This is a genomic window from Natronococcus occultus SP4, assembly GCF_000328685.1.
GTDB classification, from domain to species: Archaea; Halobacteriota; Halobacteria; order Halobacteriales; family Natrialbaceae; genus Natronococcus; species Natronococcus occultus.
The window spans coordinates 3,353,586-3,366,518 of record NC_019974.1 but is presented as its reverse complement, the minus strand read 5'-3'; the positions used below and the strand labels follow the sequence as shown (position 1 = coordinate 3,366,518).

Annotated in this window: 9 protein-coding genes; 7 read left to right on the top strand and 2 right to left on the bottom strand. The window is 65.0% G+C overall.

What is annotated here, in order from left to right:
- The first annotated feature begins 127 nt into the window (after positions 1-127).
- From NATOC_RS16405 to NATOC_RS16390, 4 genes are all read left to right on the top strand, one after another.
- A complete protein-coding gene (locus tag NATOC_RS16405; RefSeq protein WP_015322599.1) occupies positions 128-1,366 on the top strand; it encodes an NRAMP family divalent metal transporter in 1,239 nt (412 codons plus the stop codon).
- A gap of 131 nt (positions 1,367-1,497) precedes the next feature.
- On the top strand, positions 1,498-2,277 hold the full coding sequence (locus tag NATOC_RS16400; protein WP_015322598.1) for a sulfite exporter TauE/SafE family protein: 780 nt from the start codon (positions 1,498-1,500) through the stop codon (positions 2,275-2,277).
- A gap of 82 nt (positions 2,278-2,359) precedes the next feature.
- On the top strand, positions 2,360-2,788 hold the full coding sequence (locus NATOC_RS16395; protein ID WP_015322597.1) for a universal stress protein: 429 nt from the start codon (positions 2,360-2,362) through the stop codon (positions 2,786-2,788).
- Between the two features lie 58 nt (positions 2,789-2,846).
- The gene (locus NATOC_RS16390; protein ID WP_015322596.1) at positions 2,847-4,094 is read left to right on the top strand and encodes a hypothetical protein; all 1,248 of its coding nucleotides are present in this window, start codon (positions 2,847-2,849) and stop codon (positions 4,092-4,094) included.
- 45 nt (positions 4,095-4,139) lie between these two features.
- On the opposite strand, the gene NATOC_RS16385 is transcribed toward NATOC_RS16390, so the two are convergent.
- Both NATOC_RS16385 and NATOC_RS16380 read right to left on the bottom strand, forming a co-directional pair.
- Positions 4,140-5,612: an amidohydrolase family protein gene (locus NATOC_RS16385; RefSeq protein WP_015322595.1), complete on the bottom strand. Its 1,473-nt coding sequence runs from the start codon at positions 5,610-5,612 to the stop codon at positions 4,140-4,142.
- Between the two features lie 66 nt (positions 5,613-5,678).
- Entirely contained in the window at positions 5,679-6,434 is a 756-nt protein-coding gene (locus NATOC_RS16380; protein ID WP_015322594.1) for a helix-turn-helix domain-containing protein, read from the bottom strand.
- Between the two features lie 124 nt (positions 6,435-6,558).
- Between NATOC_RS16380 and NATOC_RS16375 the strand changes: the two genes are divergently transcribed.
- Genes NATOC_RS16375 through NATOC_RS16365 form a run of 3 tightly spaced genes read left to right on the top strand, consistent with a single transcriptional unit; the run spans position 6,559 to position 12,911 of the window.
- Positions 6,559-7,608 carry a potassium channel family protein gene (locus NATOC_RS16375; RefSeq protein WP_015322593.1) on the top strand — a complete coding sequence of 350 codons (1,050 nt, stop codon included), beginning with the start codon at positions 6,559-6,561 and terminating at the stop codon, positions 7,606-7,608.
- Positions 7,609-7,665: 57 nt separating this feature from the next.
- The gene (locus tag NATOC_RS16370; protein ID WP_015322592.1) at positions 7,666-11,823 is read left to right on the top strand and encodes a DNA topoisomerase VI subunit B; all 4,158 of its coding nucleotides are present in this window, start codon (positions 7,666-7,668) and stop codon (positions 11,821-11,823) included.
- A complete protein-coding gene (locus tag NATOC_RS16365) occupies positions 11,820-12,911 on the top strand; it encodes a DNA topoisomerase IV subunit A (RefSeq protein ID WP_015322591.1) in 1,092 nt (363 codons plus the stop codon). The genes NATOC_RS16370 and NATOC_RS16365 overlap by 4 nt, the downstream gene beginning before the upstream one ends.
- Positions 12,912-12,933: the final 22 nt, after the last annotated feature.

The window sequence follows — 12,933 nt, the reverse complement described above, 5'->3', positions numbered from 1 at the left end:
TTTTCTCAAACAACTCCCGGCCGTCGTTCCGGGCACGGTGATTCGGAACCCGATCAACGGCGAGCGGTTATCGGAGAGCCGACCCTGCGAGGTCGGCTCTCCGGCACGATCAGGTGAGAGTTGATCCATGGGACAAACCAGTTCTGTCGTCGATGTGCCGTTTGAGCGAGCGAAGGAAACGGTTCACCAGTACGGGCTCGGTCTCCTGTTCGCAGCGAATATCTTCGGCGCCGGCTCCGTCTACATCCTGACCGAGGCGGGGCTCCTGTTCGGGTACGGACTCCTCTGGGTGTTGCCGCTCGGGCTCGGCGTCGGGCTCGCGATGCACGAGATGTCAGCGCGCCTGGCCGCCGCGGACCGCCCCCTGATGACATACATCAGGGACGTCATCGGCGAGCGGGCGGCGAAACCGTTCGCGTTCGGGATCTCGTTTATCATGCAGTTCTGGAGCGTCGCCAACTACGCGCTCGCGGGGGCTGCGATCGTCTACCTCACGCCGCTGTCGAACCTCTATGTCGCGGTGATCGTCTCGGCAGCGCTCGGGATCGCGCTGGTCGAGCTTCGGGTCTACAGCCGGATCGAGGGCGTGATCGCAGCACTCGTGTTCGCGATCTTCGCCTCATATCTCGTCATCGTCGCGAACCTCCAGCCGCCGGCGGCAGGAATCGCGTCCGGATTCGTCCCCGGCGTCGTCGAGGACGTCGAGTACATGACGATGATTATCGCCCTGCTCGGGACGACCGTCTACTACCCGAACTTCTTCATCCAGACGAGCATGCAACACGAGAAAAACTGGGACGACGTCTCCCGGTACCGCCGTGACCATACCGTCGGGCTTGCCGCAGTCATCGCACTGAGTGCGACCGTGATCGTTGCGGCTGCGATCTCGATGCCAGACGCCGACCTGGCGTTTACCACGCCCGCCGAGCCCCTGGTCGAGCTGATCGGCGACTGGGTTCTCGGCGTCTTCATCCTCGCGGTCGGTGCCGCGTCCTTCAGCAGCGCCACCGGAACCCTGTTCGCCGCCGGGTTCATGGTACCCCAGTCTTCGGGGCTCTCGACCCAGTTTGGCGACCTGCAGTTCCGGCGTACCGTCCACTTCCTGATCGGGCTCTCGGTCGTGTTAGCGATCCCGATTCTTGCCTTCACCGACTTCACGCCGGTTGATCTGGCGCTACTGATGCCCGCAGTCAACGGCGTCGTCGGACTGCCCCTGACCGCGCTGGCACTGTTTGCAGCCGTCCGTCGGTACTTCGACCCGTCGCGAGTCGAACAGGCGATCTTCCTGACGGCCGTCGTCGTGCTGTTTCTGACCTCGCTCGTGACCGGCGAGGACCTCGTCCGGTCCGTCGTCGAGCTGCTGTAGCGAGCCCCGATCGCAGCGTCTCGTTGCTCGGTTTTCCGACTGCCCGCGAGCGAGCGTTCTCGATCCGGGAGGAGGAGGCAGACGGGATCGGAAGAATCACAACGCCCGAACCGATCGACTCGATACCGTCCATGCTCGGCCTCTCGTTCGATCTCGCACTGGTGTTGTTGCTCGTCTGTATCGCCTTCTTTTCGGGCATCGGGATCACGACGATCGGTCCGGGCGGGATCTTCGTCACGATTGCGCTGTACTCGCTGACGCCGCTTCCCTCGAGCCAGGTCGCCGGCACCGCCCACGCCACGTTCATCGTCACCGGACTGGTCGGCAGTCTCGCCTACCTCCACTCCGGAGAGATGAAAACCGGGCAGAGCCGGGCGCTCGCGATCGTGCTCAGCCTCTCGAGCGTTCTCGGCGCTCTGCTCGGCTCCCAGATCAACCCCTACGTCTCGCGATCGCTGTTTGGCATCCTGCTGGGTGGCGTCGCGATGACCGTCGGCGGCGTCATCCTTTACCGCGAGCGCCGGGGGTTCAGGCCGATCGTCGACGTCGATCCGCTGACGCGACACGGACAGACCATCCTCGGCGGGCTCGGGCTCGTTTTGGGAGTCGCCAGCGGCCTGCTCGGGATCGGTGGCCCCGTCCTCGCGGTGCCCGCGCTCGTGCTGGTCGGCGTTCCGATGTTGCTCGCCGTCGCCGTCGCGCAGGTCCAGTCGATCTTCATCGCGGCGTTCGCGACCGCCGGCTACGCCGCCCAGGGCGACGTCCTCCTCCCGCTGGCGGTCGTCGTCGGAACGCCGCTGTTGCTCGGAGTCGTCGTCGGCTGGAAGGTCGCCCACGTCGTCGACCCCGCGCGGCTGAAAGTCGCGCTGGGCGTCGTCCTGCTCGGAGTCGGGCCGTACCTCGCGCTGTGAGCGTTCGAGCCAGGGTACGACGTGAGCGGACGGTCGATCAGGTAACAGACTCAAAAGGACTCTTCCCTAGACTCTCGATAGCATGCCGCTTCGAATCCTCGTCCCCTTCGACGGCTCCGAGCCCGCACGAGAAGCCCTCGAGTACGCGATCGAGCTGTTTCCCGACGGCGAGTTCCTTGCGCTGACCGTCGTCGAAACCGACGGCGTTCCGCTGATTCCGAACACGACCGAGGACGCCGACAGCGACGAGAGGCTCCGGGAGCTGCTCGAGGAGGCCGACGACCAGCTGAGCGGCGCCGAACGGATCGCGACCGAGCACGGCGTCAGCCTCGAGAAGCGGAGCCGGATCGGGCCGCCGGCACGGGAGATCATCGACTGTGCCGAGGAGAGCGACCTCGACCACGTCGTGATAGGGAGTCGCGGACGGTCGGGCGTGACGCGGCTCCTGCTTGGCAGCGTCGCGGAGGTCGTGGTCAGACACTCCCCGGTGCCGGTTACCGTCGTTCGCTGATCGCGGTGGCGATTGCCGGCCCAACCGACTTCGGAGTCGCTCGGAAATCACCGGGCGAATGCTTCCGTACGTCGTGTTCGGCGTCGCGGTACTCGTGGTAGCGGTCGTCCTCGAGCGTCTCTCCTACCGGGCGCTCGAGCGAAACCCCTCCGTCGCGACCGAGGAGTTTCCCGGGATCGGTCGCGAACTGCTCGGCAAGTTCAGCAGTTTCGACCCCGAACTCGGCTGGGTTCCCCAACCCAACCGGGAGAAACAGAAAGACACCGGCGACCACCTCCCCGGCGAGGAGGTCCGCAGCGTCGTCACCTACTCGACCGACGAGTACGGCAGCCGGGTCTGTCGCGCGACGGATCGGGACGAGGACGCCGAGGTGACGGTCTCGACCTACGGCGACTCCTACTGTTTCTGCCGCGAGGTCGACGACGACGAGACGTTCCAGCACTACCTGGCCCAGGAACTGGACACCCACGTCGCCAACTACGGCGGGGGGAACTACGGGTTCGACCAGGCGCTGCTGCGACTGAAACGCCAGTACCCCGAGGAGGAGACCGACTACGTCTTCGTGGTCGTCACCGCGTCCTCGATCGCCCGCATTCTCTCGGTGTGGAAACACTACCAGGAGTTCGGCAACATCCTGGCGGTCAAACCCCGGTACACTCTCGAGGACGGCACCCTGAAACGCATCGAGAGCCCGATCGAGGAGAAAGAGGACCTACTCGATCTGGAGTCGAAGGCCGAGTTCCTGCGGGAACACGACTTCCACTACGACCACTGGTTCAAACCCCACCACGCCTCGAGACCCTACACCGCGGATCTGCTCGACGATACGGAAAACGTCCGCCACGCGCTCTGCGAGGCGGGAATCGAGTTCGAGAAACGAACCGGCCGGGCGATCCCGGGGATCGACTTCGACGACGCCAAGACCCGCACCGAGCTCCGGATGGAACGTCCTCGGGTTCGGTATCACGAGCGGCTGTTCGACACCCACGAGCGGCTGTTCGACGCGCTGATCGAGGAGTTCGTCGACTACGCCGACGAGCAGGAGTTCACGCCCGTGTTCGTGATGGTCCAGCAGCTCCGGTACGCGAAGTACGAAGCCGAGCACGGCCCGATCTACGGCGACCTGCTCGAGCGCCTCGACGGGAAGTACGACGACCTCGAGACGATCGATATGGCGACCCACCTCTCGGGCGGCGGCGACGTCGAGTCGCTGTACGTCGAGCGCGGGGAGGGGGGCCACTACAGCCCCCAGACGAACAAGAAAATCGCACAGATCCTCGCCGAGGTCGTCGAGGACGACCGGTAGCGGGGTCGTCGTTTTCGGTCCGCGTATCGTTCGACTGCGATCGAGCTAGTTCGCTCCGAGACCGCTCTCCTCGAGGATCCGCCGTCCCGAGCGAACGAGTCGGTCCTGCTGGTTGCGGCCGGGCTCGTTGTACAGCTTCCCGTCGCGTTTGACGACCTCGCCGTCGACCAGCACCGTGTCGACGTTGGCGACGCCGGATTGGAAGACGACGGTCTCGATCGGGTCGTGAACCGGCGTCGTGTTCAGATCGTCCGTTCGAATCATCGTGATGTCGGCGCGCTTCCCCGGGGTTAGCGAGCCGATTTCGTCGTCGAGCCCGAGCGCGCGGGCGCCCTCAATCGTCGCGAACTCGAGGGCCCGGCGCGCGGAGATCGAGAGCTCGCCGACCTGTTCGCCGGCCTCGACGGTCGGCTGGTTGTCGAGCGCGCGCTGGGTCTGGAGTCCGACCCGGGTCTGGGTGAACATGTCGCCGCTGACGTTCGAGACGATGTCGACGCCGAGCGAAGGGATCGCTCCCTCGGCGTCGAGCGTCTGTCGGATCGGTGGCATCCCCATGCCCATCTGCATCTCGACTTCGGGGGTCGTCGTCACCGAGCCCCCGCTCTCGCCGATCAGTTCGAACTCCTCGTCGGTGAGGCGGTTGCCGTGGACGTAGTTGAGGTCGTTCCCGAGCAGGCCGAGCTCTTCGAGAGTCTCGACGCCGCCCGGACCGAGCGAGCCGATGTGCATCGACGCGAGGACGTCGAGCTCGCGGGCCAGCTCGATGTCGTGGGCAACGACCTCCTCGGTCGAGTAGTCGGGGCCACGGATCCCCATCGCGAGCGTGAGCAGGCCGTCGTTCGCGGGGAACCGCTCGTCGTTGAGCCGTCGGATGTCGTCGGGATGGGGCTCGGTGCTTTCCTCCCACCACAGGTCGTTGTCGTCGCCCGGCTGGCCGTGGGCAAACACCGCACGGATCCCGGCGTCCTCGAGCCCGTCGATCGCACGGTTCGTGTGGCCGGGCGAGTTCGCGATGTGGAACCAGTCCAGTACCGTCGTCGTCCCGGCGTTTAGCTGCTCGAGCGCCCCGAAGAGGTTCCCCAGGTAGGCGTCCTCGGGCCGGTAGTGGCTGCTGATCTCCCCGAGCATCGTCTCGAGGTACTCCATGAACGACCAGTCCCCGGCGACGCCCCGAACCCCGGCCTGCCAGGTGTGGTGGTGGGCGTTGACGAACCCGGGCATGACGATCGAGTCGCTCGCGTCGATCGTCTTCGCTCCGGCGGCGTCGATGTCACGGTCGATCCGTTCGATCCGCCCGTCCTCGACGAGGACGTCGGTGTCCTCGCAGACCCCGAGATCGGGATCGACGGTGACGACCGTTCCATTTCGGATCAGCGTTCGACCGTCGTTCTCGTTGGACGAGGGGTCCTCGGCCGCCCCGCTCGTGGACGCAAACGTGAGCGCGGCCAGCGCGGTGCTGCCGGCTCCCAGGTAGCTTCGCCTCGAGACGCCAGTGTCGTCGGTCGTGTTGGGTTGCATCGTCGGTTCGACGTACTCGACGATCCCTGGTGTGGGTTCGGTTGGAATATGCCAACGACTCCGGCACTAGTCGTCGGCGGAGACGGGTCGGCGACGCGGGATCCCCCGTCCGTCGGCGAGGAAGGTCTTGGCCAGCCACGCCTCGGCCCGGCGCAGCCGGTACTGGAGCGTCGAGGTCGGGACGTCCTCGGCGTCGGCGATCTCCTGGATCGACGCTCCGCGGGGCGTCTCGTAGTAGCCGTACTCGGTTGCAAGCTCCAGGGCCGCGCGCTGCTCGTGGGGGATATCAGGGCCGACGTCGTACTCGTTGCCCCACTCGATCGGCCCGCTGATGCGCTCGAACTCGAGCTCGAGCCCCGCCCGAAGGTTCCCTTCGAGCTCGTCGTAGATCGCCCGCATCGCCGTTCCGTCCTCGGCGAGCAGCCGCCAGCGGTACTCATGACCGCGCTGTTCGGCCCGGCACAACACGCCGTCGCCGAGGTGTTTCGCCGCGAGGTAGGGGACCGACCGACAGCCGTCGTCCTCGGACTGTCGCGAGTAGATCAGTCGGCTCGTCGGCCCGCTCGCGAGGACGTCGTACGTCCAGTCGATCCGACAGCCGCCCATTCCCCGGACGCTCGAACAGCGGTCGATCCCCGAGAGCTGCTCGTCGTACTCTGCCAGCGCCTCCTGGGGCCCGGTCACCTCGTCGACGCGCCACATCGTCTCCGTCGTCGCGTGACAGGCAGTCGTTCGGGCGTACAGCTCTGGGTGGTCGATGAAGACATCCATCAGGTGGTCGGCCCCCCGCTCGTAAGCGACCGTGAACGCGAACTCGCGCATGTCTGCTCCTCGGCGCGAGGGCGGATGAACGTGCCGCTGGAAACCGACGGACTCCCCGCCGTTCGGCCCACGGCTGCAGTAACCGGGCTACCGTTGACGGTCCTCGAGACGGTAGCGTCCGGAAATGCAACCGCTGTATCTTGCGGTCGGAATCGTCGTGCTGATCGCGGTCGTCGTCGACATCATCTGGACGACGCTGTGGGTCGACGGCGGCTCCGGGCCGCTCTCGGGACGACTGACGACGGGCGTCTGGCGCGGGCTTCGGATCCTGACCGGAGACCACTCCCGGGCGCTGAGCATCGCCGGCCCGCTGATTCTTACGCTGACGCTCGCGATGTGGATCGCGCTGTTGTGGTTCGGCTGGACGTTCCTCTTTGCCGGCGGCGACACCGCACTCGTCAGTCCCCAGACCGGCGAACCCGCCGACTGGACGGGGCACTTCTACTACGTCGCCTACACCATGTTTACGAACGGGAACGGGGATTACTCGCCGACGTCAGGTACCTGGGAGATCGCGAGTTCCTTTACGACCGCGACGGGGATGGCCTTCGTCACGCTCGGGGTCTCCTATATTCTGACCGTCCTCGGGACGGTCTCGGAAAAGCGAGCGTTCGCCAACAGCGTCACCGGGCTCGGCGAGCGCAGCGAGGAGTTCGTCCGGGCGGGCTGGACCGACGAGCAGTTCGACGGGCTTGATCTACCCGTCGAGTCGCTGGCCTCGGATCTCTCGGAGCTCGCGGACAAGCACAAGGCCTACCCGATCCTGCACTACTACCACAGCGAGAAGGGCGAACGCGCCTCGGCGATGGCGGTTCCGATCTTCGACGAGGCCATGACGCTGTTTCGCTACGGCGTCGACGACGGCGCCCAGCTCGATCCGGCCCTGGTCGAGAACGCCCGTTCGAGTACCGATAGCTACCTCGACACGCTCGAGACGGCGTTCATCGAGCCGGCCGACGAGATACCCCCGCAGCCGGATCTGGATCGGCTCCAAGAGGACGACATCCCGACGGCCGACGAGGCGGAGTTCGAGGACGCGGTCGCGGAGTTGGCCGAACGCCGACGGAAGCTGCTGGGTGTCGTACAGGCCGACGCGTGGCACTGGCCGCCGATCGACGAGGAGGAGTCCGAGCCGCGACCGAACCGTGCCGGCGAGGAGACCGCCTCCCGGTAGTTCACTTTCACTCCGGTAGCGTGCGGCTTTTACCCCCGCCGTTAGTATGGGGAGACGATGACGTCGTTCCAGTCGACGCTCGGCGAGGAACCGGGGATCGCCGAGGAGCTGGCCGAAAGCCAGCAAGCGATCTCCATCGCCGAGTTCTTCGAGAAGAACAAGCACATGCTCGGCTTCGACAGCGGTGCTCGAGGCCTCGTCACGGCCGTCAAGGAGGCCGTCGACAACGCCCTGGACGCCGCCGAGGAGGCCGGTATTCTTCCGGATATCTACGTCGAGATCCAGGAGTCGGGCGACTACTACACGCTGATCGTCGAGGACAACGGCCCGGGACTCACCAAGGAGTCGCTCCCGAAGGTCTTCGGGAAGCTGCTCTACGGCTCTCGCTTTCACGCCCGCGAGCAATCACTAACGCCGGACCAGCGGCTTCTCGTTCGCCGGAACGGAACGATCGAGTTCGTTCCGATCGGCGTTCTCTGTGACGCCTACCTTCCCGAAGAAGGCGAGGGAACGGCCCCGATAGCCGGCCAAATCGAGGCTCCGTCGTTCAACCGCGAAACCCACGAGATGACGTGGGAACCGGTAACTCACGCGATCCGCCACGAAACCGACGAGCAAACGTACGAAATAACGACCCAGAAGGGGCGAACCGTCGAAGTCACCGGCAACCACAGCGTTTTCAGCGTGACGAAAGACGGAGCGACGAAGGAAATCAAAGCCGGCGAACTCGAGCCGGGTGACGTGCTCCTGACACCACGTCGGCTTCCGTCGCCCGACGAGACTGTCGAGAAAGTAAACGTCCTCGAACACCTCTCCGCGGAGCAGTTCGAAGATCGGCGTGTCTACGTGTACGGATTCGACACCGAGACGCTCGAGGAACTCCGGACGGGAGAGACGATCCGAAAGAGGCCGTCGGAGGATAGCAGCCGAGAGCGATACTACTACCGATACGACGGCGTTGATATCCTCCGTGACAGTCTCGAGCAGAACTATCTCGAAAAGGGATACCTCCCAGCCGAACTGGTACTCGAACTCGGCTGGGAAGAGAAAGCAGCCGACTGCAGCTTCAAGACCTATCAGGCCGGCGGAGACGAAACCACGATGCCCGTGACGCTCCCGATCGACGATTCGTTCGTCGAACTGGTGGCCCACTACATTTCGGAGGGACACGTCGGCCAACGACAGGTTGGGTTTACGTTCGGCGCTCACGAGTCCGAACTGATCGAATCGACCGAACAGGCCGTTCAGGGTATTACCGGATCGACGACGACGGTCGAGCGCGAACGGAACTCGACCCGTGTCAAGGCCTTCGGCTCGCCGTTGGCGATGTTTCTCGAATCGGTCTGTGGTTGTTCCGCCGACGAAAAACGGATTCCCGAGTTCGTCTTTCAGGCACCGGCCGAACACCAACGAGACTTCATCGCTGCACTGTACCAGGGGGACGGCTCCGATTCGCACCCGTCGAACGAACTCTCGCATACGACGACGAGCGAGACGCTTGCACGCCAGCTCTCCGTCCTCTGGAACATGCACGGGGTGTTGGCGAGTACGGAGACCCTCTCCGATCGGCCCGGCTACGCCGACGATCCAAAGACAGCATACCGAACGAAAGTCTACGGGGAGGACGCGTCCCTTTCTGACGTGTTCTCGACAGCTCGGAACACTGGAGAACAAGGGTACAAGCGCGTTCCGACCTCGCTCCTCGAGGACGTTCGGGTGGGGGACGTCGAAAGCGAAACGGTGCCGGACACGGTTCCTGGCCTACTGATGGGTGCCGGTGTCGGATCGAGCATCGAACACGCCGACGTGTATCGATCGCTTATCGAGGCGTCGCTCGACGGCGAGGACGTCGAGAAACCGCGGTACGTTCACACTCTCAAAGAGAAGGGGTTACTCGATGCTGATCATCAGCCAACCGATCGGCTCGAAGCGCTCTGGGAGACTGTCCACAACATACACGGGCTCACGGACACCGATATGTGTCTGCTCCCGGTAACGGACGTCGAAGCGACCGACCCACCCGAGTACGTTTACGACGTTTCTGTTCCCGGTGCGACCGGAGCTGACGAGAACTTCGTCGTCGCAAATCAGGGTGCATTGAGCGTCAAAAACAGCCGCGGCCAGCAGGGGATCGGTATCTCCGCAGCCGTACTCTACTCCCAGCTGACAAGCGGGAAACCCGCGAAGATCACCAGCCGAACCCAGGGCTCGAGCGAGGCCGAGTACTTCGAACTCATCGTCGACACCGACGAGAACGAACCCGAGATCAGCGTCGAGGAGACCACAAGCTGGGACCGTCCCCACGGCACCCGCATCGAACTCGAGATGGAAGGGAACATGCGCGCCCGCCAGCAGCTCCACGACTACATCAAACACACGGCGGTCGTCAACCCCCACGCCAGACTCGAGCTCAAGGAACCGAACGCCCACTTCAAGTTCGAGCGCGGGACCGACCAGCTCCCCGAGGAGACCGAGGAGATCCGACCCCACCCACACGGGGTCGAGCTCGGCACCGTGATCAAGATGCTCTCTGCGACGGACTCCCAGACGATTTCGGGCTTCCTCCAGGAGGAGTTTACCCGCGTCGGGAAGAAGACCGCCGACTCGGTGATCGACGCGTTCCGCGACCGCCACTACGGTCGCGAGATGCGCTGGCACATCCCCGATGCGAGCGAAGATATCGACCTTCGGGCCGCCGTCTCGGACGCGACCGCGAACAAGGGCGCCGAGGCGACGGCCGCCTTCGCCGACGCCATCGCCGACGCCGTCGCTGACCGCGAGCGGATCGCCCACCACGAACTGCTCGACCTCGTCGCCGAGGCGGCCGACGACGTCGAGAACGAGCACGGCACCGCTTTCGGCGAGACGGTTCAGGAAAACGCCGCCAACGCGGGCTGGAACGCGCTGATCGACGCCCCCGAGGAAACCGCCGACCCCGACGAGGACGCCGTCGCGGAGTCGCGGCTGGTCACCGACTGCTACGAGATCGCCGACGAGGCGACGACCACCCGCAAGGACGACGAGGTGATCCACGGCTTCGCGAGCCGGCTCGCGGCCAGATTCGAGGACGAGGACGACGACCGCCACCGCCTCACCCGCCGTCAGCTCCGTGCACACGTCGACCGCGCGGCCGACCTCACCGAGGAGTACGACGACGTCTCCTTCGGCGACACCGCCCGGGAGAACGTCACCGACGCCGTCTGGGACGTGATGGCGACCGTCCCCGACGATCCGCCGCTGGTCCGCGAGCTTGCGGGTGACCGCGACGCGACGAGTGATCTCGTCGACGCGATGCGGGCGACCGACATCATGGCGCCGCCGACGCGGTGTCTCTCGCCGATCACCGACGACCTCATCCGGGCCGGTCTCGAGAAGGAGTTCGACGCCGACTTCTACGCCGCAGCAACCCGGGACGCCGAGGTCCACTCCGGCGACCCGTTCATCGTCGAGGCCGGGATCGCCTACGGCGGCGACATCCCCGCCGAGGGAAGCGCCGACGTCATGCGGTTTGCCAACCGCGTCCCACTGGTCTACCAGCGCGGGGCGTGTGCGACCACCGACGTCGTCAAATCGATCGGCTGGCGCAACTACGGGCTCGACCAGCCCGGCGGCTCGGGGCTGCCCAACGGCCCCGCCGTCATCATGGTCCACGTCGCCTCGACGAACGTCCCCTTCACCAGCGAGTCGAAAGACGCCGTCGCCAACGTGCCGGCGATCGAGGATGAGATCGAGCTGGCGATCCGGGAGGCCGCCCGCGAGCTAAAGAGCTTCCTGAACAAGCGCCGCTCGATGGAGAAACGCCGGAAGAAACAGAACGTCCTCGGAAAGATCCTCCCCGAGATGGCCGAGAAGGTCGCCGAGGTCACCGATCGCGAGGAGCCCGAGATCGACGACGCGATCGCCCGAATCATGAACAACGTCCTCGTCGAGCGCCATATCGAGGCTAATGGGGACGGCCAGGCCGTCTCGGTGGTCGTCGAGAACCACTCGAGCACGAACGAGACCCTCGAGGTCACCGACATCGTCTCGGCCGAACCCCGCAACCTCTCTGCGGACGCGACCGCCGTCGAGATGGACGGCGAGTGGTTCGTCAAGTGGGAACCCGAGGTATCGAGCGAGGACGAGGCCGTCCTCGAGTACGAGATCGACGACGACGCCGCGTTCGATCTCGACGTGAAAGGCGTCGAAGGCGCGAAACTCACCGTTAACCAATGAGTGCAGACAACGACCAGCAGGCGAAAGAACAGCTGCTCGATCTCGCCGCACAGTTCTACGACCAGTTCGAGCTGGGCGAGATCCCTCACATGTCCGTCCCGACGCGGACAAAGAGCAACATCGAGTACGACGAAGAGAAGGAGGTCTGGGTGTACGGCGACCGGGAGTCGACCCGCTCGGCGAACTCCGTTCGGGGCGCCCGGAAGCTCCTGAAAGCCGTCTACACGATCGAGTTCCTCGCGAACCAGCTCGAGCAGGACCGATCCTCGACGCTGCGTGAACTCTACTACCTCTCCGAGAGCTGGGACAACGAAGAAGCGCAGTTCACCAGCCAGGACGAGTCCAACGGGCTAATCGAGGACCTGGAGATCGTCTCTGGAGTCACCCGCGAGGACTTCCACATGCGCCCCGAGGAGTCGGGCGCGACGATCATGGGGCCGCTGTATCTCCGCGAGCAGACCCGCCGCGGGGAACGCGAGATCCACTGCCAGGAGGACGTCGGCGAGGGCGGCTACCAGATTCCGAACAACCCCGATACGATCGAGTTCCTCGACACCGACGCCGACTTCATCCTCGCGGTCGAGACCGGTGGGATGCGGGATCGGCTCGTCGAGAACGGGTTCGACGAGGAGTACAACGCCCTGATCGTCCACCTGAAGGGCCAGCCAGCCCGCGCGACCCGTCGGATCACGAAGCGACTCCACGACGAGCTCGACCTGCCGGTGACGGTCTTCGCCGACGGTGACCCCTGGTCCTACCGGATCTACGCCTCCGTCGCCTACGGCTCGATCAAGTCCGCTCACCTCTCGGAGTATCTCGCGACGCCCGAGGCCCAGTACATCGGCATCCAGCCCGCAGACATCGTCGAGTACGATCTCCCGACCGATCCGCTCAGCGATTCGGACATCAACGCCTTGGAGAGCGAGCTCGACGATCCGCGCTTCCAGACTGACTACTGGGAGGAACAGATCGAGCTCCAGCTCGAGATCGAGAAGAAGTCCGAACAGCAGTCGCTTGCCTCCCGCGGGCTCGACTTCGTGACCGACACCTATCTCCCCGAGCGACTCGACGCGATGGGAATCGTCTAACTGGTTGCCGTTTCGAGCGCCG

Excerpts from the sequence above, each read along its gene's own strand:
- NATOC_RS16395 (WP_015322597.1), top strand. The coding sequence starts at position 2,360 with ATGCCGCTTCGAATCCTCGTCCCCTTCGACGGCTCCGAGCCCGCACGA.
- NATOC_RS16380 (WP_015322594.1), bottom strand. The coding sequence starts at position 6,434 with ATGCGCGAGTTCGCGTTCACGGTCGCTTACGAGCGGGGGGCCGACCAC.
- NATOC_RS16405 (WP_015322599.1), top strand. The coding sequence starts at position 128 with ATGGGACAAACCAGTTCTGTCGTCGATGTGCCGTTTGAGCGAGCGAAG.
- NATOC_RS16385 (WP_015322595.1), bottom strand. The coding sequence starts at position 5,612 with ATGCAACCCAACACGACCGACGACACTGGCGTCTCGAGGCGAAGCTAC.
- NATOC_RS16365 (WP_015322591.1), top strand. The coding sequence starts at position 11,820 with ATGAGTGCAGACAACGACCAGCAGGCGAAAGAACAGCTGCTCGATCTC.
- NATOC_RS16375 (WP_015322593.1), top strand. The coding sequence starts at position 6,559 with ATGCAACCGCTGTATCTTGCGGTCGGAATCGTCGTGCTGATCGCGGTC.
- NATOC_RS16370 (WP_015322592.1), top strand. The coding sequence starts at position 7,666 with ATGACGTCGTTCCAGTCGACGCTCGGCGAGGAACCGGGGATCGCCGAG.
- NATOC_RS16400 (WP_015322598.1), top strand. The coding sequence starts at position 1,498 with ATGCTCGGCCTCTCGTTCGATCTCGCACTGGTGTTGTTGCTCGTCTGT.
- NATOC_RS16390 (WP_015322596.1), top strand. The coding sequence starts at position 2,847 with ATGCTTCCGTACGTCGTGTTCGGCGTCGCGGTACTCGTGGTAGCGGTC.